Source organism: Mesobacillus boroniphilus JCM 21738, from assembly GCF_000517385.1.
Classification (GTDB): domain Bacteria; phylum Bacillota; class Bacilli; order Bacillales; family Cytobacillaceae; genus Mesobacillus; species Mesobacillus boroniphilus.
The window spans coordinates 1-23,832 of record NZ_BAUW01000031.1; the positions used below are offsets into that span (position 1 = coordinate 1).

Annotated in this window: 23 protein-coding genes and 4 pseudogenes; 19 read left to right on the forward strand and 8 right to left on the reverse strand. The window is 41.4% G+C overall.

Annotated elements, in window-relative coordinates; genetic code table 11:
• Positions 1–940: 940 nt before the first annotated feature.
• The 4 genes and pseudogenes from pdhA to lpdA all read left to right on the forward strand — a co-directional run bounded on the left by pdhA (position 941) and on the right by lpdA (position 5,869).
• Positions 941–2,056: a pyruvate dehydrogenase (acetyl-transferring) E1 component subunit alpha gene (gene pdhA, locus JCM21738_RS10435; protein WP_023615076.1), complete on the forward strand. Its 1,116-nt coding sequence runs from the start codon at positions 941–943 to the stop codon at positions 2,054–2,056.
• Between the two features lie 3 nt (positions 2,057–2,059).
• Positions 2,060–3,037, forward strand: coding sequence for an alpha-ketoacid dehydrogenase subunit beta (locus JCM21738_RS10440; RefSeq protein ID WP_035209342.1), 978 nt, complete (start codon positions 2,060–2,062; stop codon positions 3,035–3,037).
• 50 nt (positions 3,038–3,087) lie between these two features.
• A pseudogene (locus JCM21738_RS10445) lies at positions 3,088–4,456 on the forward strand (dihydrolipoamide acetyltransferase family protein).
• 3 nt (positions 4,457–4,459) lie between these two features.
• Positions 4,460–5,869 carry a dihydrolipoyl dehydrogenase gene (gene lpdA, locus JCM21738_RS10450; RefSeq protein ID WP_023615073.1) on the forward strand — a complete coding sequence of 470 codons (1,410 nt, stop codon included), beginning with the start codon at positions 4,460–4,462 and terminating at the stop codon, positions 5,867–5,869.
• A 156-nt stretch (positions 5,870–6,025) separates the two neighbouring features.
• Here the strand turns inward: lpdA and JCM21738_RS10455 are convergent, their stop codons facing one another.
• Entirely contained in the window at positions 6,026–6,403 is a 378-nt protein-coding gene (locus JCM21738_RS10455) for a hypothetical protein (protein WP_023615072.1), read from the reverse strand.
• 524 nt (positions 6,404–6,927) lie between these two features.
• Here JCM21738_RS10455 and JCM21738_RS10460 point away from each other — a divergent pair.
• Positions 6,928–7,800, forward strand: a complete 873-nt coding sequence (locus JCM21738_RS10460) for a polysaccharide deacetylase family protein (protein ID WP_023615070.1) — start codon at positions 6,928–6,930, stop codon at positions 7,798–7,800.
• A gap of 86 nt (positions 7,801–7,886) precedes the next feature.
• Here the strand turns inward: JCM21738_RS10460 and JCM21738_RS10465 are convergent, their stop codons facing one another.
• Entirely contained in the window at positions 7,887–8,321 is a 435-nt protein-coding gene (locus JCM21738_RS10465) for a DUF1885 family protein (RefSeq protein WP_023615069.1), read from the reverse strand.
• 159 nt (positions 8,322–8,480) lie between these two features.
• Here JCM21738_RS10465 and JCM21738_RS10470 point away from each other — a divergent pair, with 159 nt between their 5' ends.
• Entirely contained in the window at positions 8,481–8,780 is a 300-nt protein-coding gene (locus JCM21738_RS10470) for a DUF3055 domain-containing protein (protein WP_023615068.1), read from the forward strand.
• Between the two features lie 269 nt (positions 8,781–9,049).
• Complete coding sequence (locus JCM21738_RS10475; protein WP_023615067.1) at positions 9,050–9,172, forward strand: GapA-binding peptide SR1P; 123 nt, start codon at positions 9,050–9,052, stop codon at positions 9,170–9,172.
• A 40-nt stretch (positions 9,173–9,212) separates the two neighbouring features.
• Here JCM21738_RS10475 and JCM21738_RS10480 read toward each other — a convergent pair whose 3' ends face one another.
• The gene (locus JCM21738_RS10480) at positions 9,213–10,682 is read right to left on the reverse strand and encodes an aminotransferase class I/II-fold pyridoxal phosphate-dependent enzyme (RefSeq protein WP_023615066.1); all 1,470 of its coding nucleotides are present in this window, start codon (positions 10,680–10,682) and stop codon (positions 9,213–9,215) included.
• A gap of 217 nt (positions 10,683–10,899) precedes the next feature.
• Here JCM21738_RS10480 and JCM21738_RS10485 point away from each other — a divergent pair.
• Positions 10,900–11,858 (forward strand): annotated as a pseudogene (locus JCM21738_RS10485) (NAD(P)H-dependent flavin oxidoreductase).
• 109 nt (positions 11,859–11,967) lie between these two features.
• Positions 11,968–12,240 carry a UPF0223 family protein gene (locus JCM21738_RS10490; protein ID WP_023615064.1) on the forward strand — a complete coding sequence of 91 codons (273 nt, stop codon included), beginning with the start codon at positions 11,968–11,970 and terminating at the stop codon, positions 12,238–12,240.
• 218 nt (positions 12,241–12,458) lie between these two features.
• Here the strand turns inward: JCM21738_RS10490 and JCM21738_RS10495 are convergent, their stop codons facing one another.
• Positions 12,459–13,079, reverse strand: coding sequence for a YktB family protein (locus tag JCM21738_RS10495; protein WP_023615063.1), 621 nt, complete (start codon positions 13,077–13,079; stop codon positions 12,459–12,461).
• Between the two features lie 168 nt (positions 13,080–13,247).
• Between JCM21738_RS10495 and JCM21738_RS10500 the strand changes: the two genes are divergently transcribed.
• The 3 genes from JCM21738_RS10500 to JCM21738_RS10510 all read left to right on the forward strand — a co-directional run bounded on the left by JCM21738_RS10500 (position 13,248) and on the right by JCM21738_RS10510 (position 14,997).
• Entirely contained in the window at positions 13,248–13,442 is a 195-nt protein-coding gene (locus JCM21738_RS10500; RefSeq protein ID WP_023615062.1) for a YkzI domain-containing protein, read from the forward strand.
• Between the two features lie 296 nt (positions 13,443–13,738).
• Positions 13,739–14,542, forward strand: a complete 804-nt coding sequence (locus tag JCM21738_RS10505; RefSeq protein ID WP_023615061.1) for an inositol monophosphatase family protein — start codon at positions 13,739–13,741, stop codon at positions 14,540–14,542.
• Complete coding sequence (locus JCM21738_RS10510) at positions 14,536–14,997, forward strand: GNAT family N-acetyltransferase (protein ID WP_232215868.1); 462 nt, start codon at positions 14,536–14,538, stop codon at positions 14,995–14,997. Before JCM21738_RS10505 ends, JCM21738_RS10510 begins: the two co-directional genes overlap by 7 nt.
• A gap of 40 nt (positions 14,998–15,037) precedes the next feature.
• Here the strand turns inward: JCM21738_RS10510 and JCM21738_RS10515 are convergent, their stop codons facing one another.
• A complete protein-coding gene (locus JCM21738_RS10515; RefSeq protein WP_023615059.1) occupies positions 15,038–15,223 on the reverse strand; it encodes a YlaF family protein in 186 nt (61 codons plus the stop codon).
• Between the two features lie 152 nt (positions 15,224–15,375).
• Here JCM21738_RS10515 and typA point away from each other — a divergent pair.
• The 3 genes and pseudogenes from typA (at position 15,376) to JCM21738_RS10530 (ending at position 17,847) form a co-directional block, all read left to right on the forward strand.
• Positions 15,376–17,209: pseudogene (typA, locus tag JCM21738_RS10520) on the forward strand (translational GTPase TypA).
• Positions 17,210–17,228: 19 nt separating this feature from the next.
• Positions 17,229–17,543 (forward strand): YlaH-like family protein, encoded by a 315-nt coding sequence (locus JCM21738_RS10525; protein WP_023615057.1) that lies wholly within the window; start codon positions 17,229–17,231, stop codon positions 17,541–17,543.
• 10 nt (positions 17,544–17,553) lie between these two features.
• Positions 17,554–17,847, forward strand: coding sequence for a hypothetical protein (locus tag JCM21738_RS10530; protein WP_023615056.1), 294 nt, complete (start codon positions 17,554–17,556; stop codon positions 17,845–17,847).
• Between the two features lie 472 nt (positions 17,848–18,319).
• Here JCM21738_RS10530 and JCM21738_RS23270 read toward each other — a convergent pair whose 3' ends face one another.
• Complete coding sequence (locus JCM21738_RS23270; protein ID WP_023615055.1) at positions 18,320–18,520, reverse strand: YlaI family protein; 201 nt, start codon at positions 18,518–18,520, stop codon at positions 18,320–18,322.
• A 156-nt stretch (positions 18,521–18,676) separates the two neighbouring features.
• Between JCM21738_RS23270 and JCM21738_RS10535 the strand changes: the two genes are divergently transcribed.
• Positions 18,677–19,132 carry a pyridoxamine 5'-phosphate oxidase family protein gene (locus tag JCM21738_RS10535; protein WP_023615054.1) on the forward strand — a complete coding sequence of 152 codons (456 nt, stop codon included), beginning with the start codon at positions 18,677–18,679 and terminating at the stop codon, positions 19,130–19,132.
• A gap of 66 nt (positions 19,133–19,198) precedes the next feature.
• On the opposite strand, the gene JCM21738_RS10540 is transcribed toward JCM21738_RS10535, so the two are convergent.
• Complete coding sequence (locus JCM21738_RS10540; RefSeq protein ID WP_321172026.1) at positions 19,199–19,783, reverse strand: YhcN/YlaJ family sporulation lipoprotein; 585 nt, start codon at positions 19,781–19,783, stop codon at positions 19,199–19,201.
• 191 nt (positions 19,784–19,974) lie between these two features.
• Between JCM21738_RS10540 and JCM21738_RS10545 the strand changes: the two are divergent.
• Positions 19,975–21,314 (forward strand): annotated as a pseudogene (locus JCM21738_RS10545) (PhoH family protein).
• 111 nt (positions 21,315–21,425) lie between these two features.
• Here the strand turns inward: JCM21738_RS10545 and JCM21738_RS10550 are convergent.
• Entirely contained in the window at positions 21,426–21,926 is a 501-nt protein-coding gene (locus JCM21738_RS10550; protein WP_023615051.1) for a hypothetical protein, read from the reverse strand.
• Positions 21,927–22,111: 185 nt separating this feature from the next.
• On the opposite strand from JCM21738_RS10550, the gene JCM21738_RS10555 reads away from it, so the two are divergent.
• On the forward strand, positions 22,112–22,393 hold the full coding sequence (locus tag JCM21738_RS10555) for an Fpa/YlaN family protein (protein WP_023615050.1): 282 nt from the start codon (positions 22,112–22,114) through the stop codon (positions 22,391–22,393).
• Positions 22,394–22,612: 219 nt separating this feature from the next.
• Complete coding sequence (locus JCM21738_RS10560) at positions 22,613–23,812, forward strand: FtsW/RodA/SpoVE family cell cycle protein (protein WP_023615049.1); 1,200 nt, start codon at positions 22,613–22,615, stop codon at positions 23,810–23,812.
• The last annotated feature ends 20 nt before the right edge of the window (positions 23,813–23,832 follow it).

Below are 23,832 nucleotides of genomic sequence, written 5' to 3' on the forward strand. Positions count from 1 at the left end.
GATTCGCCCGATGAAGTCAAAGAGCGACTTCACCGGTCGGCCCTCCAACGCTTGTCGGGGCTGACCAAGCGCTTGCGCTTTTTGTTCATTTTTATAAGATAGGCTCTGTTAAAGCCCAAGGTGTTATAAAGCAACGTTGATTGTAGTTGAAAGCGCGAAGACTCCTCCGAAAATGCTAACGCATTTTCATCGTGCGTGGGCAGTTTCGGGGAAGCTCATTCAATGTCCTGCGGAATGAGCAAGTCATGGGGAGACCCCGCAGGCGCATTAAGCGCCGAGGAGGCTCCCCGACTGCAAGGAAGAATTTGATCTTTGAAAAAGCCGGCAGTTGGGCTTTTTCATAATTCTTCCCCGGAAAGTGAAGCGCCTGGAACGAAAATCAACAGCCGACTTTAAAAGAGCCATAAGATAAAAAAACACAAGTAAAGAACCTGGGGAATATTCATGCCTGCAATTGGCCTTTGAACCCAATATACAGCACTAATACAGTTTGCATTAAAAGTGAATTATTATAGTACAGTAAATAATAAACGGTAATACAGTTACTTTATTGTGATAATAACATACCGATAGTGAATAAAATTTAAAAAGATGAAACATAGTATTTGACGGACTTATTTTCGTATTGTAAACTAAAAAACGAATGAGCGGATTGTATTAATCAATTTTTATTTTTCACTAATACAGTATTTGTGGAATAAGAATGGACAAATAAAAGTTTTTTTATAGTGAATCTGTGGAAAACTATAGAATGGTGTGTTCAATCGGTGTTCCAGGGGAGTTTTTTTAAAAAACTTCTTGTTTCATTATTAATCGGCCAAAAAACAATTCAGCTCTGACATGTATTTAGAAACCCGGGGAAGTTTATCCTGATATTGGGTAACCTATTTTTGTATATTCAATTAAAATTCATGAAGTATGAAAGGAAGAGGTGGCTCTGATGGCATCTAAAACGAAAAACAAAACTTTTGATGCAGTGAAGCAGCTCGAAAATGTTGAAAGCCAATTTGAAATGTTCCAGATTTTGAATGAAGAGGGCGAAGTTGTAAATGAAGCGGCAATGCCTGAGCTTTCGGACGAGCAATTACAGGAATTAATGAAGCGTATGGTTTATACAAGGATTCTCGATCAGCGTTCAATTTCATTGAACCGCCAGGGACGACTGGGATTCTATGCTCCTACAGCAGGACAGGAAGCTTCCCAGCTTGCATCGCAATTTGCACTTGAAAAAGAAGACTTTATCCTTCCTGGGTATCGCGATGTTCCCCAAATGATCTGGCATGGCCTTCCGTTAACACAGGCTTTCTTGTTTTCACGCGGACACTTCAAGGGTAATCAAATCCCAGAAGGAGTAAATGTCATTTCACCACAAATCATCATTGGAGCTCAATACGTCCAGGCAGCTGGTGTTGCTCTTGGAATGAAGAAGCGTGGAGCACAAGCAGTTGCTGTAACTTACACAGGTGATGGCGGATCATCTCAAGGTGATTTCTACGAGGGAATCAACTTTGCAGGTGCATACAAAGCACCAGCTATCTTCTTCGTTCAAAACAACCGTTTCGCGATTTCTACACCAGTTGAAAAGCAGACTGCTTCACTGACAATTGCTCAAAAAGCTGTTGCTGCTGGTATCCCTGGTATTCAGGTTGACGGAATGGACCCGCTTGCAGTTTACGCAGTTACTCTTGAAGCACGTAAACGTGCAGTTAACGGTGAAGGCCCTACATTGATCGAAACAATGACTTACCGTTACGGTCCACATACAATGGCTGGTGATGATCCTACTCGTTACCGTACAGCTGATTTGGACAATGAATGGGAAAAGAAAGATCCATTAGTTCGTTTCCGTAAGTTCTTGGAAAAGAAAAACCTGTGGACTGAAGATATGGAAAACGAAACAATCGAAAAAGCAAAAGAAGAAATCAAAAACGCTATCAAAGAAGCGGATGATACTCCTAAGCAAAAAGTAACTGACCTTATGGAAATCATGTATGAAGAAATGCCAGACTACTTAAAAGAACAGTATGAAATATATAAAGAGAAGGAGTCGAAGTAAGCCATGGCTCAAATGACAATGATTCAAGCAATTACAGACGCTCTTCGCGTTGAGATGAAGAACGATCCAAACGTACTTGTATTCGGGGAAGACGTAGGCGTCAACGGCGGTGTATTCCGTGCGACTGAAGGTCTTCAAAATGAATTTGGAGAAGATCGTGTATTTGATACACCGCTAGCAGAATCCGGTATCGGCGGATTGGCGATTGGTCTTGCGCTTCAAGGTTACCGTCCTGTTCCTGAAATCCAATTCTTCGGCTTTGTTTTCGAAGTTATGGATTCCATTGCAGGGCAAATGGCTCGTATGCGTTACCGTTCGGGCGGCCGCTACAGCTCACCAGTAACTATCCGTTCACCATTTGGCGGTGGCGTACATACTCCAGAGATGCACGCTGACAGCCTTGAAGGAATGGTTGCACAGCAGCCTGGCCTAAAGGTTGTAATCCCATCAACTCCATATGATGCAAAAGGTTTGTTGATTTCATCCATCCGTGATAACGATCCAGTCATATTCCTAGAGCACATGAAGCTTTACCGCTCTTTCCGTCAAGAAGTACCGGAAGAAGAGTACACAATTCCACTAGGAAAAGCAGATGTAAAGCGTGAAGGAAAAGATCTTTCAATTATCACTTATGGTGCAATGGTCCACGAATCACTAAAGGCAGCTGAAGAGCTTGAAAAAGAGGGTTACTCTGTAGAAGTCATCGACTTAAGAACAGTAATGCCTTTCGACATTGAAACAATCATCGCTTCTGTTGAAAAAACAGGAAGAGCGATTGTAGTTCAGGAAGCACAAAAACAGGCTGGCATGGCTGGACAGATTGTTGCAGAAATCAATGATCGTGCAATCCTTAGCCTCGAAGCACCTGTGTTGCGCGTAGCAGCTCCAGATACAGTATTCGCATTCTCTCAAGCAGAATCTGTTTGGCTGCCAAACTACAAAGATGTAATCGAAACAGCTAAAAAAGTACTTACTTTCTAAAATTCGGAGAAATTATAAAGGTTTGAAAAAACTTAGGAGGGTGAATTCCATTGGCATTCCAATTTAAGCTGCCAGACATCGGCGAAGGCATTCACGAGGGTGAAATCGTCAAATGGTTCGTAAAACCTGGAGATAAAGTTCAGGAAGACGATGTACTTTGTGAAGTACAGAATGATAAAGCAGTAGTAGAAATTCCTTCACCAGTTGCAGGCACAGTAGAAGAAGTATTAGTTGATGAAGGAACAGTTGCAACAGTTGGACAGGTACTTGTAACTTTTGATGCACCAGGATATGAAGACCTTAAGTTTAAAGGTGACGAGGAACATGCACCTGCTGAACAGCCTAAACAGGAAAAGACGGAAGCTCAGGTTCAGTCTACATTAGAAGCTGGTCAAAAGATTGAAAAAGAAGCAACAGAAGCTCCTGCTCCTGCAGCTGAAACAGGTGCTGGCGCAGCGGCTGCTCCGCAAGCGGAGGTTGATCCAAACCGTCGAATCGTGGCAATGCATCTGTCCGTAAATATGCTCGTGAAAAAGGCGTGGATATTCGTCAGGTTGCCGGTTCAGGCAAGAACGGCCGAATCGTAAAAGATGATATCGACAGCTTCTTAAGTGGAGGGGCTTCGGCAGCAGCTGCACCGCAAGCAGAACAAGTACAGGAAACACAAGCAGAAGAGGCGCCAAAAGCTGTAACGGCTCAGGCAATTCCAGAAGGACAATACCCTGAGACACGCGAAAAAATGAGCGGAATCAGAAAAGCGATCGCTAAAGCAATGGTTAACTCCAAGCATACAGCACCGCATGTTACTTTGATGGACGAAGTGGATGTAGCAAAGCTCGTAGCACATCGCAAAAAGTTCAAAGAAGTGGCTGCAGAAAAAGGAATCAAGCTTACATTCCTTCCATATGTGGTAAAAGCATTAACAAGTGCATTGCGTGAATATCCAGCATTGAACACATCATTAGATGATGCGACAAGCGAAATCGTTCACAAGCACTACTATAATATTGGTATTGCAGCAGACACGGATAAAGGCTTGCTTGTTCCAGTCGTGAAAGACACTGATCGTAAATCTGTATTCACTATTTCCAATGAAATCAATGAACTTGCCGGAAAAGCTCGTGATGGCAAGCTTGCTCCAGATGAAATGAAAGGTGCTTCTTGCACAATCACGAACATCGGATCTGCTGGTGGACAATGGTTCACACCAGTTATCAACCATCCGGAAGTTGCAATCCTTGGAATCGGCCGTATTGCAGAAAAGCCAGTAGTCAAGGATGGAGAAATTGTGGCTGCTCCTGTACTGGCGCTTTCCCTAAGCTTTGACCACCGTATGATTGACGGCGCTACTGCACAGCACGCTTTGAATCACATCAAGCGCCTATTGAACGATCCAGACTATTGTTAATGGAGGGGTAAAAAATGGTAGTAGGAGATTTTCCAATTGAAACTGACACTCTTGTCATTGGTGCCGGTCCTGGCGGATATGTGGCAGCGATTCGCGCTGCCCAGCTGGGCCAAAAAGTAACAATTGTAGAAAAAGCAACTCTTGGCGGAGTGTGCTTGAATGTAGGATGTATTCCTTCAAAAGCTTTGATCTCTGCAGGACATAGATACGAAAACGCTTTGCATTCTGAAGACATGGGTATCAAAGCTGTAAACGTAACGCTTGATTTCTCTAAAGTTCAGGAGTTTAAGGCTGGAGTAGTCAAAAAACTAACTAGCGGAGTCGAAGGTCTATTGAAGGGCAACAAAGTCGATATCGTAAATGGAGAAGCTTATTTTGTTGATTCCAATACGATTCGTGTAATGGATGAAAATTCAGCCCAGACATATACTTTCAAAAATGCAATCATCGCTACTGGATCTCGGCCAATCGAAATTCCAGCTTTCAAATACTCTAAGCGCGTCCTTGATTCAACTGGAGCACTTAATCTTCAGGAGCTTCCAGAAAGCATCGTTGTTATCGGCGGAGGCTACATTGGAACTGAGCTTGGCGGAGCATACGCAAGCTTTGGCACTAAGGTGACAATCCTTGAAGGCGCAGACGAAATCCTTAATGGATTTGAAAAGCAAATGTCAGGTCTAGTAAAACGCAACCTGAAGAAGAAGGGTGCAGAAATCATCACTAAGGCACTTGCAAAGGGTGTCGAAGAGACTGATTCTGGTGTAACAGTTTCGTATGAAGCAAACGGTGAAGAGAAGAAAATTGAAGCAGACTATGTGTTTGTCATGGTAGGAAGAAAGCCTAACACTGACGAGCTAGGCCTTGAACAGGTTGGCATCGAGATGTCTGACCGTGGTGTTATCAAGATCGACAAACAGTGCCGCACAAGTGTGAGCAACATCTATGCGATTGGTGACATTGTCGAAGGACCGCCACTAGCACACAAAGCATCTTACGAAGGTAAAATTGCTGCTGAAGCCATCGCTGGACATCCATCAGAAATCGACTACCTGGCAATCCCAGCAGTTGTATTTTCTGATCCAGAATTAGCATCCGTTGGTTATTCCGAACAGGAAGCGAAAGATGCAGGCATCAATATTACAGCATCTAAATTTCCATTTGCAGCTAATGGACGTGCCCTGTCCCTTAATCAGACTGACGGCTTCCTGAAGCTAATCACACGCAAAGAAGATGATATCGTTATCGGCGCGCAAATCGCTGGCTCGAATGCTTCTGACATGATCGCAGAGCTTGGTCTAGCAATTGAAGCAGGCATGACTGCTGAAGACCTGGCAATGACAATCCATGCTCACCCAACACTCGGTGAGATTACAATGGAAGCTGCAGAGGTAGCACTTGGAAATCCAATTCATATCATAAAATAAACATAAAAATCCTTTCCTGATTAGATGGAAAGATTTTATTTATGGCTGTTTTCGCATTGATTATTGCTCATTGAAACTATTGGCAACATTTTGATTCGGGGCTTTTATGCTTACTACTCCCGCTTCTTAACGGGAAATACATCAGAAACAAAAGCTTTAATCATTATTCAGGACAGCTGATAGAGGTTCGATGATTTGATCTTTTGAGACAATGCCATTCACATTGGCAAGGACCTGTTCCTGGTGGACAATCAGGATTGCCGGGAATTTATTCACCTTAAAAAGATCATAGTATTTATTGGCGTTAGCTGCGGAAATGACAACAATATTCTCAAATTCGGCAGGATATTCTTTCTTTAATTCTATTATGGCATCATAGTAGGATGCTTCTTGTTTATAGTTCTCATCATCGGAAAAGAAAACGATTTGTTTTATATCTTCATTAAGCTCCAATTGATCTGAATCGTTGACTGGGTTGCATGAAGCCGTAAGAAATAGGAACGTAGCGACAAAAACAAAAGACAAACTTTTCATTTATCTTTGCCTCACTTTTTTCGGATTATTGTTTCAGACGAGTTACTGGTTGTCCATATTCTATCACAGCAATTTCCAAAAGAATGGAATGTTATTGATTTGTTACATAAATGAAAAATATCCACACCAACCGGACATATACTAGTAAAAAAATCTGTATGTTTATCTTAAAGAGACTGGGGAAAAAGATAATTTAGACATGGTGGTGGAAGGTTTGAAGGTGTATGCAGTATTGCTGCTTCAATTAATTATCTGGAGTGGATATACCTTAATAGAATGGCTATCCAAACACGATCATCCAATTTATAATGGTATTATGTTCTTGGTGTTTTTCTATTTAGCTATAATAATAGGCAATAATATAGTGAAATCGGCGAGACAAACTTTTTTTATAACGGTCTTAAGCCTTGCCATTTATGTATCACTTCATATGACAATGTCTTTTATTTCTTCTTTATGGATTTCCTAAAAAAAATAAAGCCATCAGCTTGTCAGCAAAGATACACCAGCAGGAGGGGAAAATCTTGAAAAGAACGTTATTATTTGCAATATCAGCTTCAATTATTTTAGCTGGATGTGGAGCCGCAGAAGAAGCACAGAAACCAATTGGTACAAGTGAAGAAGATAAAGAACAAGTCCAAAAAGAGGAAAAAGCCGCTGAAGAAAAGCAGGAAACAGAAGGTCCAGTAGCAGCTGAGGGTTTTTCTGGAGATGTTGCAGAGAGCCAAGAAGTTGTACTAGCAGCACCTCAGTATGAAATGAAAGACGATTTTTCTATCCAAAATATCAACAACCCTGATGAAAAAATAGTTTTATTGACAATTGATGATGCGCCGGACAAAAATGCTCTCGAGATGGCCAAAACGTTAAAAGGTTTGAATGTAAAAGCCATCTTTTTTGTGAATGGCCATTTCCTTGACACTCCTCAAGAAGGGGAAGTTCTTAAACAGATTCATCAAATGGGCTTTCCGATTGGAAACCATACATATAACCATAAATCGTTGAGAGAATTATCTGAGGAACAACAAAGGAAAGAGATAGTAGACCTTAATGACATGATTGAGGAACTTATTGGACAAAGACCACAATTTTTCAGGGCTCCGTTTGGAATGAACACTGATTATAGCAAGCAGGTAGCCGCTGATGAAAAATTGCTGCTTATGAATTGGACCTACGGATATGACTGGGAAAAGGATTATCAATCAAAGGAAGCTCTTGCGGATATTATGGTAAATACACCACTGCTCCGGAATGGCGCCAATTTGCTGATGCATGACAGGCAGTGGACAAGCGCAGCCCTTAGTGATATCGTAAAAGGCCTGCAAAATAAAGGGTTTAAAATCGTTGATCCAACTCAAATCGAAACTCCGGCAAATAAAGAAACGGCTGCTCAATAGCAGCCGTTTTTGATGTTTTAAACAGTCCCTTGGTGCGAACTATTTAAGATTTTTATTATGGAGATACCATGAAAGCGAAAGTATCTTTATTTGCGTGGATAGAAGTACATAACTCTTCCATTGAATAAATGTAGCTCACCCTGCAATTTTTTACCGATAAATTTACTGAATTCGTTCGCTTTTCCCTTATCCCCAGCTGTCGCTGTTGGAGGCAGGGTAATTTGTATGTATGATTGCTCGCGTTCTGTCCCGTCTTCGTCGACAACTGTCTCTTTGTCAACGCCAATTAGAATTGCATTATAACGGTCCTGGGATGATTGCAGATAAAACCATGTGCCCTTACCATCCTCTTTTTCCTTCAGGTCATAAGGAAATGCGGAATTTTCATAATTCCAATCCACCTGGTCGCCGGTTTTAGCGGTTATTTCCTTATAGTAATTAAATAAATCCTTCAGATCATCGGTGGAAATGGCTTGCTGAGATGATGATGGTACAAGTTTGATATAAGCATTACTAGACATCGTCCAATCCCCTTTTCCTTTCTATTCTCCATCATTTTATCACTCCTGAAAAAGCATTGACAATAGAATAAAAGGATTTTAGCTTCCTTAGCACTTGCCTTTTGGTCAAAAATGAATTATAATAATATTCTAAATAATTAATTAAAAAGGAGGAGGCAAATGGAACTATTCGATAAGCTTTATGATGAGCACGAAAAGGTTCACGTCAGGTTTGTGGGGTTTACTACTTATGATACCCGTTATGATTTTGGAATCGTGTATACCAATATGTTTTTCGGGAAACCTCTTGTAGTTTGCATGCAGACGGGGCGTTCAGCACTCCTCGACCCTATGGACATTGAAGACGTAGAATATTTGCAAAAAGCATTCCATATTACTGAAGTCCGGCAGGCTGAGGACCTTGCATTATTTTTCAATGAAGAATTGCCAACAGCACCGTTCCAGACTCAGTACGAATAAGCTGGAGAGAAGAGCAGGCCAAGTAGGCCTGTTTTTAGTTTGCTGTATTTAATTGAGGAAAGTGAAATCAATAATTTCACTTTTTTGTAAAAGTGTCATACTAATTATTAGTGATACATATATTATGTGTACAAATAACAAAAAATACCCAATAAAAAATAAAAGTGTTATACAATTTAGACTTGAAATCTTAATAGTGTTATATTATTATATAATTAGAAATTATTAAAAGCGCTTTCAAAATTCAATACGAAAAGGAGTTTGAAAATATGGGAACAATCGTTTGTCAAACTTGCAATGCAACAATTGACCATTTCGAAGATGAGAAAGTAACGGTTTTATATTCAAAAAAATGTAACTGCTGCGACCATGAAGGTGCAGAGGAAAGATAAAAATAGATAAAAGGGCATGCATACTGCATGCCCTTCTTTTTTATCTAATTGCTTTGTGTTCCTTGATTACCCGGAATGATTTAAGTTCATCATCTTCCGGGCCTTGTACTGGAAGGCCGGCTTCCATATTGGTCTTGATGTATATAAGGTTTTCTTCGGTAATGATTTCTCCTGGTATGAAAATTGGAATCCCAGGTGGATACACCATAACGAATTCCGCAATTATTCGTCCTTCCGATTCTTCTACAGGCACCACTTCGGTATCCGCGTAGAACGCGTCCCGAGGTGTCAACGCCAATAACGGAATGTCAGGAAGCATAACTTCTGCATGCACTTTTTCAGCAAGGTGGTGGAATTCTTTTGAAAGCTCACGTAATGACTGAACAAGAATCTCAGCTTCTTTTTGAGTGTCACCAGGGGTGATGATGCAAAGGATATTGTATAAGTCTGAAAGTTCAACTTCGATATTGTATTTTTCACGAAGCCATTTTTCGACCTCATATCCTGTAATGTTTAAATCCTTTATGCTGATTAGTACTTTTGTTGGATCAAAGTCATACGTAGCGTTCGTACCCAGCAAATCTTCTCCTGGGCAGTAAAGGTGCTCGATGTCATTAACCTGTTCCCGGATCCACTGTGCTAATTTAATCGTGCGGCCAATGATTTCTCTTCCTTCAATAGAAAGCCTTCTTCTCGCCGTATCCAATGATGCAAGCAAGAGGTAAGAAGTAGATGTAGTCGTCAGCATGCTGATTATAGATTGAACACGCTTTGACGATACCAAACCTTCTTTTACATTCAAGATCGAGCTTTGCGTCATTGATCCGCCAAGCTTATGGACGCTCGTTGCTGCCATGTCCGCGCCAGCTTGCATAGCTGAAAGTGGCAGGTCTTCGTGGAAGTGGATATGGACGCCATGGGCTTCATCCACGAGAACTGGGACATCGTATGAATGGGCAATCTCAACAATTTTTTTCAGGTCAGCTGCAAAGCCGAAATATGTTGGGTTGATCACAAGCAGACCCTTTGCATCTGGGTGTTGTTCGAACGCCTTCTCGACTGAATCAGTGGAGATTCCGTGAGAGATTCCGAGCTTCATATCTATCTCAGGATGGATGAAGATTGGAATGGCACCGGAAAAAACGATAGCTGACATAATCGATTTATGCACGTTTCTCGGTACGATGATTTTATCACCAGGTCCGCAAACTGTCATGATCATGGTCATGATTGCGCCGCTTGTTCCCTGTACTGAAAAGAAAGTATGATCAGCACCAAATGCTTCAGCGGCCAGCTCCTGAGCCTGTTTGATGATGCCTTTAGGAGAATGCAGGTCATCAAGGGGCCCGATATTGATCAAATCGATGGAAAGTGCATTATCACCAATGAATTCTCTGAACTCCGGGTCAATACCCCTTCCTTTTTTATGACCGGGAATATGGAACTGAATCGGATTCTTTTCTGCGTGTTTTAATAGGCTGGTAAACAACGGTGTCTCTTTTTGTGACAATTGATGATCACACCTCTTTATTGTATTGGATTTACTTATTTATAGGTTATGATTAGGTTTTGCTTTTAAAAAAATAAAACACATGCATTATAGCACTAATCAAGGTGTTTGCAAAGAAATTCAGAATATCAAAAGAGACCAAAATATTAAAGAAACAGGAAAAAGAGCTATGAAAATAGAAGTTATGATTGAAACAAGGTTGAGAGGGAGAGAGAGTATGAACTGGAATACTGAAGTAACGAACCTATTAAGTATTCAATACCCAATTGTCCAGGGAGGTCTTGCTTATCTGGCCTATTCAGAATTGGCCGCAGCTGTATCCAATACTGGAGGATTAGGACAGATAACTGCAATGTCCCTTCCCGATCCAGACGCGTTAAGGAATGAAATACATCAAGTGAGAAAGCTGACTGACAAGCCGTTCGGAGTTAATTTTGCGATTGGCCAGCATGGCAGGCCGTTTTCGCATTATCTGGATGTAGCTATTGAAGAAGGTGTTCCTGTTATCTCGATGACAGGGGGTAACCCGGCACCAATTTTTGAACAGTTAAAAGGAACAAATATTAAAAAGCTCGTGCTTGTCGCCGCGAAAAGACAGGCACAGAAAGCAGAGGAGCTGGGAGCGGACGCAGTCATGGTTGTCGGCCAGGAAGGCGGCGGACATCTAGGAAAGAGCGATATCGGAACGTTGGTGCTCATTCCTTCCGTTGTTGATGCAGTCAACATACCTGTAATTGCTTCAGGAGGAATTGGAGATGGACGAGGACTAATGGCGGCATTGAGCTGGGCGCACAGGGCATTGAAATGGGAACCCGCTTCATAGCTACTAAAGAATGTGTCCATGCGAACGAGCTGTACAAGCAGAAACTGGTTGAAGGTACCGAAAATGATACCACAGTAATAAAGAGAACGTTGGGGATGCCAGCAAGAGCGATTGCCAATCCATTGACAGAAAAAATTCTTGAAATAGAGAAACAAGGTGGCGGTTATGAGGATTTAAAAACCTTGATAAGCGGAAGTGCAAACCGCAAGTATATATATGAAGGTGATGATGAAAACGGGTTCGGCTGGGCAGGCCAGGTGATGGGATTAATTAAGGATTCTCCTACAGTAGCTGAGCTATTTGGCAGAATTATCAACGAAGCTGAAGAAATAAGAACGAAATGGGGAAGATGAACCTGCGATTTCCTTGCGCTCTAAAATAAATAACGGTAAAATCGATTAACATAAAAGGAATGCACTGGAGCAGAAGGTTCCTATCATTGCACAAAAAGCAGGTGAAATAATGGAATACCAATATCCAATTGATTACACATGGTCCACAGATGAAATTGTTGATGTCATCCACTTTTACGAATGTATTGAAAAAGTATATGAAAAAGGAATCGATCGGGATGCATTGCTGGACGCTTACAGGCGTTTTAAAGAAATTGTCCCAGGAAAGGCCGAGGAAAAAACTCTATTCAATGAATTTGAAGAAGTAAGCGGCTACGTACCATACCAGGCAGTAAAAGCAATTAAAGAAACCGGGTCAGGCGAAAAGATAAAAATCAGATAAATGTGGAGGAAGAGCCCATGCAAAATGGGCTCTTTCTTTTGTCCAGCTCCGGCTCCTATTTCCTCGATTCGCTTCGATCCTGTCAATGAAGTCAAAGACCGACTTCACTGTCAGGCCCTCCGGGGCACACGATGTGCTAGACCCGCCAGCCACACGATGTGGCGTTTTAGGCGGGCAGCGCTTGTCGGAGTTGGGCAGTCGCCTGCGCATTTCATGGTTTATGCCAATTTATATAGGGGTAATGTTTCTTTAAATACAAACTCAATATTAGAAAGCAATTCTTTACCGCTTAGTTTGACGGCTTCCTCACGAGGAATATTCAGACCGCAGAGGATTTCAGCTTTTTTAACGCTTTGAAGGCGCTTGAACATTGAGCGAAGGTCCTCCTTGGAAAGCTCACTGTGTATCATGGCTTCAGGCTTCATATGATCGATTGACCAATAGAAATCCTTAGGAGTGCGTGTGTAGATGGAATCAATGTTCACTTCAAGTTTTTTACCGATTGCCTCTTTCTCAGGTGCTTCGTAAATAACAGCAAACCAGATGAAGACATGGGTCTCCCACAATCCAATCTGGAAATGAGGCAGCATCTTATAGCCTCTTGGATTGCTGGCGAAAGCTACCCACGTATCTTTAGGCGGATTCTTCGTTCTTCGGGCATGTTTTGCAACATGGTAATGCATCTCATCACCGGCAATGCCTGAAAGCGTGGGAGCGAAGTGCTGGCCGAGTTCCTCTAGCTTAGGGCGGATCTGGGATTTCAAGGCATCCATTCTTTCGTCGAGACCGTCTATTTTAAAAACATCGAAATCTGATTGTTCAAAACCTGAAAATGGCAATATAAAAACCTCCTAGTACTTTGTCAAATATTGTAGCAAAATCTTTTTAAAAAAAGAAGCGACAGGCATTTTTCCGAGTTCTGGGTATACGCACAAATTTGTACCACTGCCATCTGAAAATTCATACAATAAATAAAAAATCAGAAATTAAAAGAGGAGTGTAAATTCATGAAACAACTTATAAATTCAACAAGGAAGAAAAATGGTGAGGTCCAGAGAACAGCTGTACTACGATTGGAAATGGATTACGAATTAGCCACCCTTTTTAACGCCATGACAGATTCTGATAAATCGAAAATGAAAGAATGTAAACAGAAACTCGAACGAATTCGACAAGAATTATTACGTTTAAAAGCTCTATAATAGCTATGTTGTTTTACGAAAGAATAAGGTAATATATGATGGTGAGAAAAATGGAAAACTGCAGCAACCGAGACACTTGACGAACTCCTGTAAAGTTGATGGAGTTCGTTTCTTATGTCCTAGTGATAAATGGTGTGACAAGCTTCTATAGGGTCATTAACTTTTTAGAAGTTTTGCATGTTATGAAGATGGGAAGGGGAATCCTAATACTTGATGAAAACGAAGATAATCCGATAAGCTAAAATAGATTCCAAAAGCTTGAGTGTACGTAAAATATATGAACGGGGGGAAGCTGAATGGAATATAATCTGGAGGAAATTGATACATATGCTAAGAGATGGATTAAAGAGGCTGGTGAAAATATCAGGGCATCTTTTCCGAAGATATTGAATGTCACATCGAAATCAAATCCGAATGATCTGGTTACAGATATAGATAAAGGGACAGAGCAATATTTTACCGAAAAAATTAAAGGTACTTTTCCGGGCCATCGCATCATGGGGGAGGAAGGGTACGGAGATGAAGTGAAATCTCTAACAGGGGTTGTGTGGATTATCGACCCAATCGATGGAACCATGAACTTTGTCCACCAACAGCGGAATTTCGCAATTTCAATCGGCATTTATGTTGACGGGGAAGGAATGATTGGTCTTATTTATGATGTCGTCCATGACGAACTCTATCATTGTGTAAAAGGCCAAGGAGCTTATTTAAACGAAAAATCTATTCCGAAACTTACAAAAGCAAAGGTGAGTGAAGCAGTTATTGCTCTCAATGCAACCTGGGTAGCCCCGAACGAACAGATAGATCACGAATTGCTTATACCCATTGTTAAAGATGTGAGAGGGACTCGTTCCTACGGTTCAGCGGCCATGGAAATGGTGTATGTCGCAACGGGAAGAATAGATGCTTATCTGACTCCAAGGCTAGCACCATGGGATATTGCGGCTGGGATCATCATTATAAAGGAACTTGGTGGAGAAACTACTGACCTGAGAGGTGATGATCTGGATATGCTCAACCAGAATTCCTTATTTGTGTCAAAGCCAGGCCTGCACGGTGATATCCTGAAGCATTACTTGAAGGGTGGAAATTGGTAATTTCAACATGGCGGCGATTTAAATACTCAGATCTGCCGTTTTTTGAGGATCTTATATCTGCGAGTTCTAAGTGGAGTAAAAATGAGTTGCAGGGTTTGTCCATTGAGAAATACATTGGGCAATATGATGACTTGTCTGGCGAATGGAGAGTTTGGGAAACGACAGGAAATCCTGTGGCAATTTCTTTTCATGTAGAATCCTCTCCTTCCAACCAAAAGCCATGGCTTGGCACAATATTGGTAAAAGCGGAGGAGAGACGGCGAGGAATCGCATCAGCGATTATGGACTATCTCTCCAATGAATTTAAATTGAATGGGCAAAATGCACTTTTCGCCGCTGTTCCAATCGATGAATATGAGTGGTCCAACTTCCTTACAGACTGCGGCTTTGAACAATTCAAAACAGAAGAAAACAAGGGCGAAATCTATTTGATTATGGTCCGCCCCCTAGACTGACCGGCTGGAAATTCAGCCGGTAGTTGCACTTTAAGTCTGATTAGAGTTCTCCTGCTTCTCTCATCTTCTTTTTCTTCTTAAAACCGAATCCCATTACGAAAACCAATGCGATAATACATGCGAACGTACCGGCAACGCTTCTTTCACCAATGGCGATTCCAATACCAATCATGCATGAAGCTGCTGCAAATGCGAAAAATAATAATGGCCATTTTATCTGATTCAAGGTGAATCCCCCATTCGACATTTGATGCAAATAATAATATATTTAATTGTACATTAAATTGCCTATAGGTTTCCACTCTTATTGTGTTATAATATATAAGTTGTGTAAAAAGCCAAAAGATAAATTATGAATTTAAAGGCAGGGTGACTTTTTTGAAATTACGAGAAGATATTAGAAATATAGCGATCATTGCCCACGTTGACCACGGTAAAACGACATTGGTCGACCAGCTTCTGAAGCAATCAGGCACATTCCGTATAAATGAGCATGTGGAAGAGCGTGCAATGGATTCGAACGATTTGGAAAGAGAACGAGGAATAACGATCCTCGCGAAAAATACAGCTATTTCTTATAATGATACACGTATCAACATTCTTGATACTCCGGGACACGCTGATTTTGGCGGCGAAGTTGAGCGTATCATGAAAATGGTTGACGGCGTATTGCTCGTTGTCGATGCATATGAAGGCTGCATGCCGCAAACACGCTTTGTTTTGAAGAAAGCTCTTGAACAGCATTTAACACCAATTGTTGTTGTTAATAAGATTGACCGTGATTTTGCTCGTCCTTCTGAGGTTGTTGATGAAGTCCTAGACTTGTTCATCGAATTAGGAGCAGATGAGGACCAGCTTGAGTTCCCGGTTGTTTATGCATCTGCAATCAACGGCACAGCAAGCACGGACCCTGAAAAACAGGATGAAAACATGCAGGCATTGTATGACTCCATTATCGACATATCCCTGCTCCTGTTGATAACCGTGAAGAGCCTCTTCAATTCCAGGTAGCCCTTCTTGACTATAATGACTACGTAGGCAGAATTGGTATCGGCCGCATATTCCGAGGAACGATGAAAGTTGGCCAGCAGGTAGCATTAATGAAGCTTGACGGTTCAGTGAAACAGTTCCGCGTAACGAAAATCTTTGGTTTCTTCGGATTAAAGCGTCAGGAAGTACAGGAAGCATATGCAGGTGATTTGATTGCCGTTTCGGGAATGGAAGATATCAATGTTGGTGAAACAGTTTGTCCGTTTGACCAGCAGGATGCACTGCCAGTTCTAAGGATCGATGAGCCTACGCTTCAAATGACGTTTCTTGTAAACAACAGTCCATTTGCCGGAAGAGAGGGCAAATACTTAACTTCAAGGAAAATTGAAGAAAGACTTCGTGCCCAGCTTCAGACTGATGTAAGCTTGAGAGTTGATAATACAGATTCACCAGACGCATGGATCGTGTCAGGACGCGGTGAGCTTCACTTATCAATCCTGATTGAAAACATGCGTCGTGAAGGTTATGAGCTTCAAGTGTCAAAACCTGAAGTTATCGTAAGGGAAATTGATGGTGTAAGATGTGAGCCAGTTGAACGCGTTCAGATTGATGTTCCTGAAGAACATACAGGATCTATCATGGAATCAATCGGTGCACGTAAAGGCGAAATGCTCGACATGATCAACAATGGAAGCGGCCAGGTTCGATTGATTTTCAATGTACCAGCACGCGGACTTATCGGTTACACAACAGAATTTTTAACATTGACTCGCGGATATGGTATCATTAACCATACATTCGACAGCTATCAGCCGATGCTTCAAGGCCAGGTTGCGGACGCCGCCAGGGTGTTCTTGTTTCAATGGAATCAGGAAAATCATCAACTTATGGAATCATGCAGGTAGAAGACCGCGGAACAATTTTCGTTGAGCCAGGAACTGAAATTTATGAGGGCATGATTGTTGGTGAGCATACACGTGAAAATGATATTACTGTTAATATCACGAAGGTAAAGGCAGCAACTAATATTCGTTCTGCTAATAAGGACCAGACATCTGTCATCAAGAAGCCAAGAATCATGACTCTGGAAGAATCATTAGAATACTTGAACGATGACGAGTATTGCGAAGTAACTCCAGAATCAATCAGACTTCGTAAAAAGATTCTTGATAAGAACGAGCGTGAAAGACAGGCGAAAAAGAAAAAATTCGCTGAAGCTTAATTAAATAGGGGGAAGAAGTATGGATGTAAGCCAGAGATTATCATTTTTTGCAGCATTATTCAGGGTAGATGACAACCCTACGGTAGGTATGTGGATCCTTTACCTGACGATTGCCGCTCTGAGCATCCTTGTTTATAAACTTGGGTTTGCACAGAAGCTGCCATTGCTGAAAAGTATTATCATCTATGTATTTCTATTGCTTGGCTCTACAGTCCTAACCTTCCTTGCTATCTTCCTTCCAATCACGGAAGGACTTGTGGTCGCTGCACTCATCCTGATCATCTACAAGCTCAGGCTGCGACAGCATAAAAAAGCAGAAGCAAATGTCAAATAGGAGTTGCGATATGAAATCACTCCAGGATGCAATTTATAATTGGCTGACAATCAAAATTGTCAGCGATGCTCGGCCAGAAGATACAGCTGCTCAAGCAACAACACAGTTATTCGAACAAATTCTTGCCGAAGAACATAATGTCGATTCAAAAGAATTAAAACGGGACGCACTAATGTATTATGTCACTGTCGTCCAGGAAGGTAATTCTAAAGAATACCGATTCCCACGCGATCTAATCGAAGTCATGCTTGACCAAATCAGGCAAGAACCAGACAAATACGTAAACTATCCTGAAGAAGACTGAAAAAATCCGCCCGTAAGTGGGCGGATTTTGTTGTAGATTTGGTGCTTTTGCTTGTCAAACGGATAGTTGAATTCAGTTTGAGCTGAAAGCACATAAAGCTGTCAAGAAAAGCACGGAATTATGACAGGTTTGAAGTGGAAAGCGGAAAAGCTGTCAAGAAAAGCACGGAATTGTGACAGGTTTGAAGCGGAAAGCGGAAAAGCTGTCAAGAAAAGCACGTTATTATGACAGGTTTGAGGTGCAAAGCAGAAAAGCTGTCAAGAAAAGCACGGAATTGTGACAGGTTTGAAGTAGAAAGCGGAAAAGCTGTCAAGAAAAGCACGTTATTATGACAGGTTTGAGGTGCAAAGCAGAAAAGCTGTCAAGAAAAGCACTGAACTCAGACAGCTTTGAGTCACCAGACTCATAAACTGCCTGAATCAGCCTAAGATCTCGCACAAAATTGTTCGGAATTACAAATAATCAATCACAATCACCAATCATCCTTCGTCACCCGGGAACGGTATAGCCTGAAATTACCCGTTGCGATACGGTTGTTGGTTTTATCAGCAATTCGTTCATTACATGTTTCGCACATATATGTATGGATCGGCCGGTTTCGAAGCCGCTTAGCCTGAAGGGTATCGCTGTTAATATTCTCGATTTTGTCGCACAGTACACATTTGACTCTCATGCTTACACCTCTTATTAATAATTATCATACATAGCCTGATTGAGTTTTGATTATATTATAGTATATCATTGATTGGAGCCTTAGCAGAGAAAATCATTTGATTTGCTCTGCTTAAAGAGTTCGTAGTACTATTATGATAGTTTAAGGAGGGTGAATATGGCAAATCAAGTAGAACCTAAACTAATCAAACCGTTGTTTGATGAATTGCAAAAAGAGCGTTTTGTCACCTTGGCGACAGTGGACCACGAAACAGGAGGCCCAAATGTCAGCGCGATTTCCTGGGTGCTTGCAAAGGATGAGGGTACCGTTTATTTTGCGGTGGATAACCGCTCTCGAATCATCGATAATATCAAGAGTAATGACAAAGCAGTAATCAACCTAATCGCAAATGAATCTACATATTCAATCAGCGGAACGGCCAGCGTCCAGCAAGAAAAACTTGAAGGTGTACCTTTAAAGCTGGCGTTAGTCGAAATCAATATCAGCGAAGTAAGGGACGTTATGTTCTATGGATCAAAAATCGTCGCTGAACCTCAATATGACAAGACATACGATAAAGATGCAGCAGCGCGTCTTGATAAGCAGGTAATGGATGCAATGAGAAAAGCTTAGTCAATTGACTAAGCTTTTTTGTTATTTTATAACCACTTAGATTAGTGTCCAGCCCAGCACTTTTTGTCATTTATGGTAGTTGGATTGTTGCTGCTGATCCTTCTCTAATTGTTTTTGTTCTTCTTTGTTGAGATTCTTCTTTGGATCTTCAGTCGGGCTGTTAGTCTGCGGTTCTATCATATCTGCAGGAACCTCTGGCATGACTCTTCCGGTTATATCTGAAAGTTCGTTCATAATTCCCTGGATTGGCTGGCCGTTTTGTATATCCTCAGATATCTCCCTTAACCTCGCTGTGATATCAGGATCTGCAACCACTACTGCACGTGCACCATGAGGGTCCTTTTTTAGGGCTTCCGCAACCGTATATTTAACAGTGTCTACCTCAGATCGCTCCATCTTATCATTTACGTCGATACCCACAATAGCATAGCGACCAACCACTACAGCAGCAGCATCATCAACATTCGGGATATGTGTGGTCAAGTCCACAAGGTGGCGGGAAATCTGCTGCCCAGACTGACGGTCAACTTTCTCAATCGCACTATTCTGGACCTTGACCTTGTGATCTTCGTCATTCTTTGCGTTGTTTTGCCCGTTGCACGCAGCTAAAAGCAACGTAAACGAAATTACAGCAACCAATCTTATCATCATAGACCCCTCCGGTTATTTATTCGTTAAAAATCCTTTGAACAACTAGGAATGTTATATAAAAAAGAAATGCTCAAAGGTTATTGTGCAAAATATCTTCTATCTTTATTCAAAAAGTCATATATTTTACCAAAGTCCCGGTCAAGGCTGCCAAGTTAGCCAGAGTCGAGATCAATAAGGCGGGAGGCATCAATTTGAGTAAAATATACGTACTGGATACAAACGTCTTACTACAGGATCCGCACGCGATTTTTTCCTTTCAAGACAATGAAGTTGTCATACCTGCTGTAGTTCTGGAGGAAGTGGATTCAAAGAAAAGATATATGGATGAGATTGGACGCAATGCGCGCCAGGTTTCAAGGCTCATAGATGGAATGAGGGAGACGGGGAAGCTTCATGAGAAAATCAATCTTGAAGGTGGAGGGACGCTCAGGATCGAGCTGAACCATCGATCCTTTCATCAACTTCAGGAAATATTTGTTGAAAAAACAAATGATAATCGTATATTGGCTGTTGCTAAAAACTTAAGTCTTGAAGAAGAAACGAAGGAAGCTGGGCGTCCGGTAATACTGGTCAGTAAGGACGCGCTTGTCCGAGTAAAGGCAGATGCAATAGGGTTGATTGCCGAAGACTTTTTAAGCGACAGGGTCGTGGAAATTAATCATCTGTATTCGGGCTACGCAGAAGTGTATATACAGATAGAAGAACTAAATCATTTTTATGAAAAAGGGGAACTTAACATCTCTGATTTAAAGGGGCAAAACTTTTTTTTACCCAAATCAGTTCGTGATCATGAAGGACATTCTCGCAGCTCTGCATCCGCAATAGGCATGGTAGATACAAAAAATAAAAAAGTAAAAAAGCTTGTTTTTGAACATGAAGGTAAGCACACTTGGGGAATCAAACCAAGAAATGTACAGCAAATCATGGCTATGGAACTCCTCTTACGACAAGACATGCCTTTGATCACATTGATAGGGCGTGCAGGTACTGGAAAAACATTGCTCGCTTTGGCATCAGGTCTGCTTCAGACTGAGGACTTGGGAATTTTTAAAAAGCTGCTTGTAGCAAGGCCGATTGTGCCAGTAGGTAAAGATCTGGCTTTTTGCCTGGTGAAAAGCAAGAAAAGCTCAGACCATGGATGCAGCCTATATATGACAACCTTGAATTCCTTTTCAATACAAAGAAACCGGGCGAACTTGATGCCATACTGGCAGGGATGGGTTCAATCGAGGTAGAGGCATTAACATATATAAGGGGTAGGAGCATTCCGGACCAATTCATCATCATTGATGAAGCACAGAACCTGACAAAGCATGAGATTAAAACAATTCTGACCAGGGTGGGGGAGCGCAGTAAAATTGTCTTGATGGGGGACCCTGACCAGATTGATCACCCATATCTGGATGCCTATAATAATGGTTTGACTTATGTGGTTGAAAAGTTCAAAGACCAGCAAATCGCAGGTCATGTCCAGCTCGTAAAGGGAGAAAGGTCATCTCTTGCCCAGCTCGCAGCAGATCTTTTAAATTAACTATTTGCGCATACTGGTATCCGGGATGTCAGATATAAAACAAAAAACGGGTCGAGGGACAATTAAATAACGGGCACCCTCCTGGGATGCCCGTTGGCAGTACCTTACATATTATTCTACGGTAAACCCGGTAACATTCTTGATTGGGTTCTCCTTATTGGAACCATCCTCGTAATATGCATGCAGCGGCCCGTCCTCTTTTAAAGGTTTACCGTCCTTCGAAAAACCGAGGATGAGGCCAGAAGCCTTTTCGAGTGAAAGTGATACCTGGTCATTTTCACCATATTCGATCACTACATTTTTCGCTGTCTGCTCTGGTTCTGCATTAACAAGAAATGGCTTGAATGGTATGCCGAAAGTGCCTGTCAGGACTTTTTCTTTTTCGAACTTCACTTCTGTTTTAAGGGTTGGTGGATAGACTGCACCCTCCATAATTTCACGATCCCAATGTTTTGAGATTGACTTCGTATACTCTTCAAGGGCATCTCTGCTCTTCTGATCTTCACTGAAATATGTATTCAAGTCTACTTTACGATCGTCGAAAATCCATACACCCGGATCCAAAGTGATCTTGTATTTGACTTTTCCTTTGATTGGGATAATTGTTTCCATAATTCCCTCCTGAATCTTTGCATATTATTAATTCAGTATAGCGGTAATTTTGTGAGTTGTCATTTCAACCCATCCAAGCACGCTAATCATTAATATCTGACTCCTTAATATTCTTGCTTTTTTGCCCACTTAAGAGTAAAATTTAAAGATAGGATTGGGTAATCGCTCGGAAACGGGGGATCAAGTTGGCGTCTGATATGATAATCAACCATCAGGAAAAAGCCCATGCCTTGTTAAAGGCTGACGCTGATAAAATATTAAAGCTGATCAAAGTGCAAATGGATAACCTGACAATGCCTCAATGCCCTCTTTATGAAGAGGTTTTAGATACGCAAATGTTTGGATTATCAAGAGAGATAGATTTTGCAGTAAGACTCGGCTTAATCGAAGAATCAGATGGGAAAGTAATTCTCGAACAATTGGAGCAAGAGCTTTCCATCTTGCATGAAGCTTCGTTAAAAAAATAAATCCTAAAAACTCAAACAGTCCTAATCGATTGTTTGAGTTTTTTGTGAAGCACTTTTCGTAAACAGTAAGTCTTTTTTCAGTTCAGGTGTCTCCTCGAAAACTGCATTACACTTCCGTGACAATATATTAAGAATTCCATAACTTTTCCTTAAACAAAGGCAGGATATTTCAACTTATAGTAGAATAGATTAAACAACTTAGAAGATGGGGAAGAGACGATGTTAAAAAAAATCCTGAAATCCTATGACTATTCATTGATCATTGTTGTTGCGCTCTTGTGCTTGTTTGGCCTTGTCATGGTCTACAGTGCCAGCATGGTTACCTGGCATGGAGTAGATAGCGATTTCTTTTATAACAAACAAAAATTCAATTTAGTAGCAGCTATGTTTGTATTTATTTTAGCGGCATTATTTCCATACAAAGCAATGAAAAGCACCAAAATCTTACTTCCTATGGTGATATTGACCCTTTCAGGCTTACTGATATTATTCGTCGTCGGTAAAGTAGCGGGTAATGCCCTTAGCTGGATAGAAGTAGGAGCTAGGAGCATTCAGCCTTCAGAGCTTGCAAAACTGAGCGTCATTATCTATTTATCAGCAGTGTATGCAAAGAAACAGTCATACATAAATGAATTCAATAAAGGTGTCTTGCCGCCTCTGCTATTCCTGGTAATGGTGTTTTTCCTTATCGCAGTTCAGCCGGACTTCGGCACAGCGGGAATTATCATGCTCATTGCTGCAGCTATAATTTTATCTTCAGGTATGAACTTTAAAAATATCATGAAACTGGTAATGATTGTTACGATTTTGTTAGTGCCTGTATCGCTCATACTGAAAGACGAAGTATTTTCAGAAAGGCGCCTGGAGCGTCTTACGTCATATAGCAATCCTTTTGATGATGAACAAAAATCTGGATATCAATTAGCGAATGCCTATTATGCAATTGGATCAGGAGGACTGACAGGGCTGGGTTTGGGACAAAGTAATCAAAAACTTGGGTACTTGCCTGAAGCTCACACGGACTTCATCATCGCAGTCATATCCGAGGAGTTGGGGATCTTTGGTGTAGGATTTGTATTGTTGAGTCTGGCGTTCATCGTCTTAAAAGGAATTCATATCGGGTTAAAGTGCAAGGATCCTTTTGGCAGCTTGTTAGCAATAGGGATTGCCAGTATGATTGGCATTCAGTCGTTTGTCAATCTTGGCGGAGCTTCAGGGGTTATTCCTCTGACAGGTGTTCCATTGCCCTTTGTGAGTTATGGAGGCTCATCATTGCTGCAGCTGGCGATTGCTACCGGAATACTGGTGAATGTTTCGATGTTTGTAAAGTATGAAGAGAAGTATAAGAAGGACAAAACAGCCCAGCCTAAGCCTGCAAAAGCTGTTGTAAACCAAAATTCAGTCAAGTTCAGATTGTAATCATATTCAGAAAAAAAGCT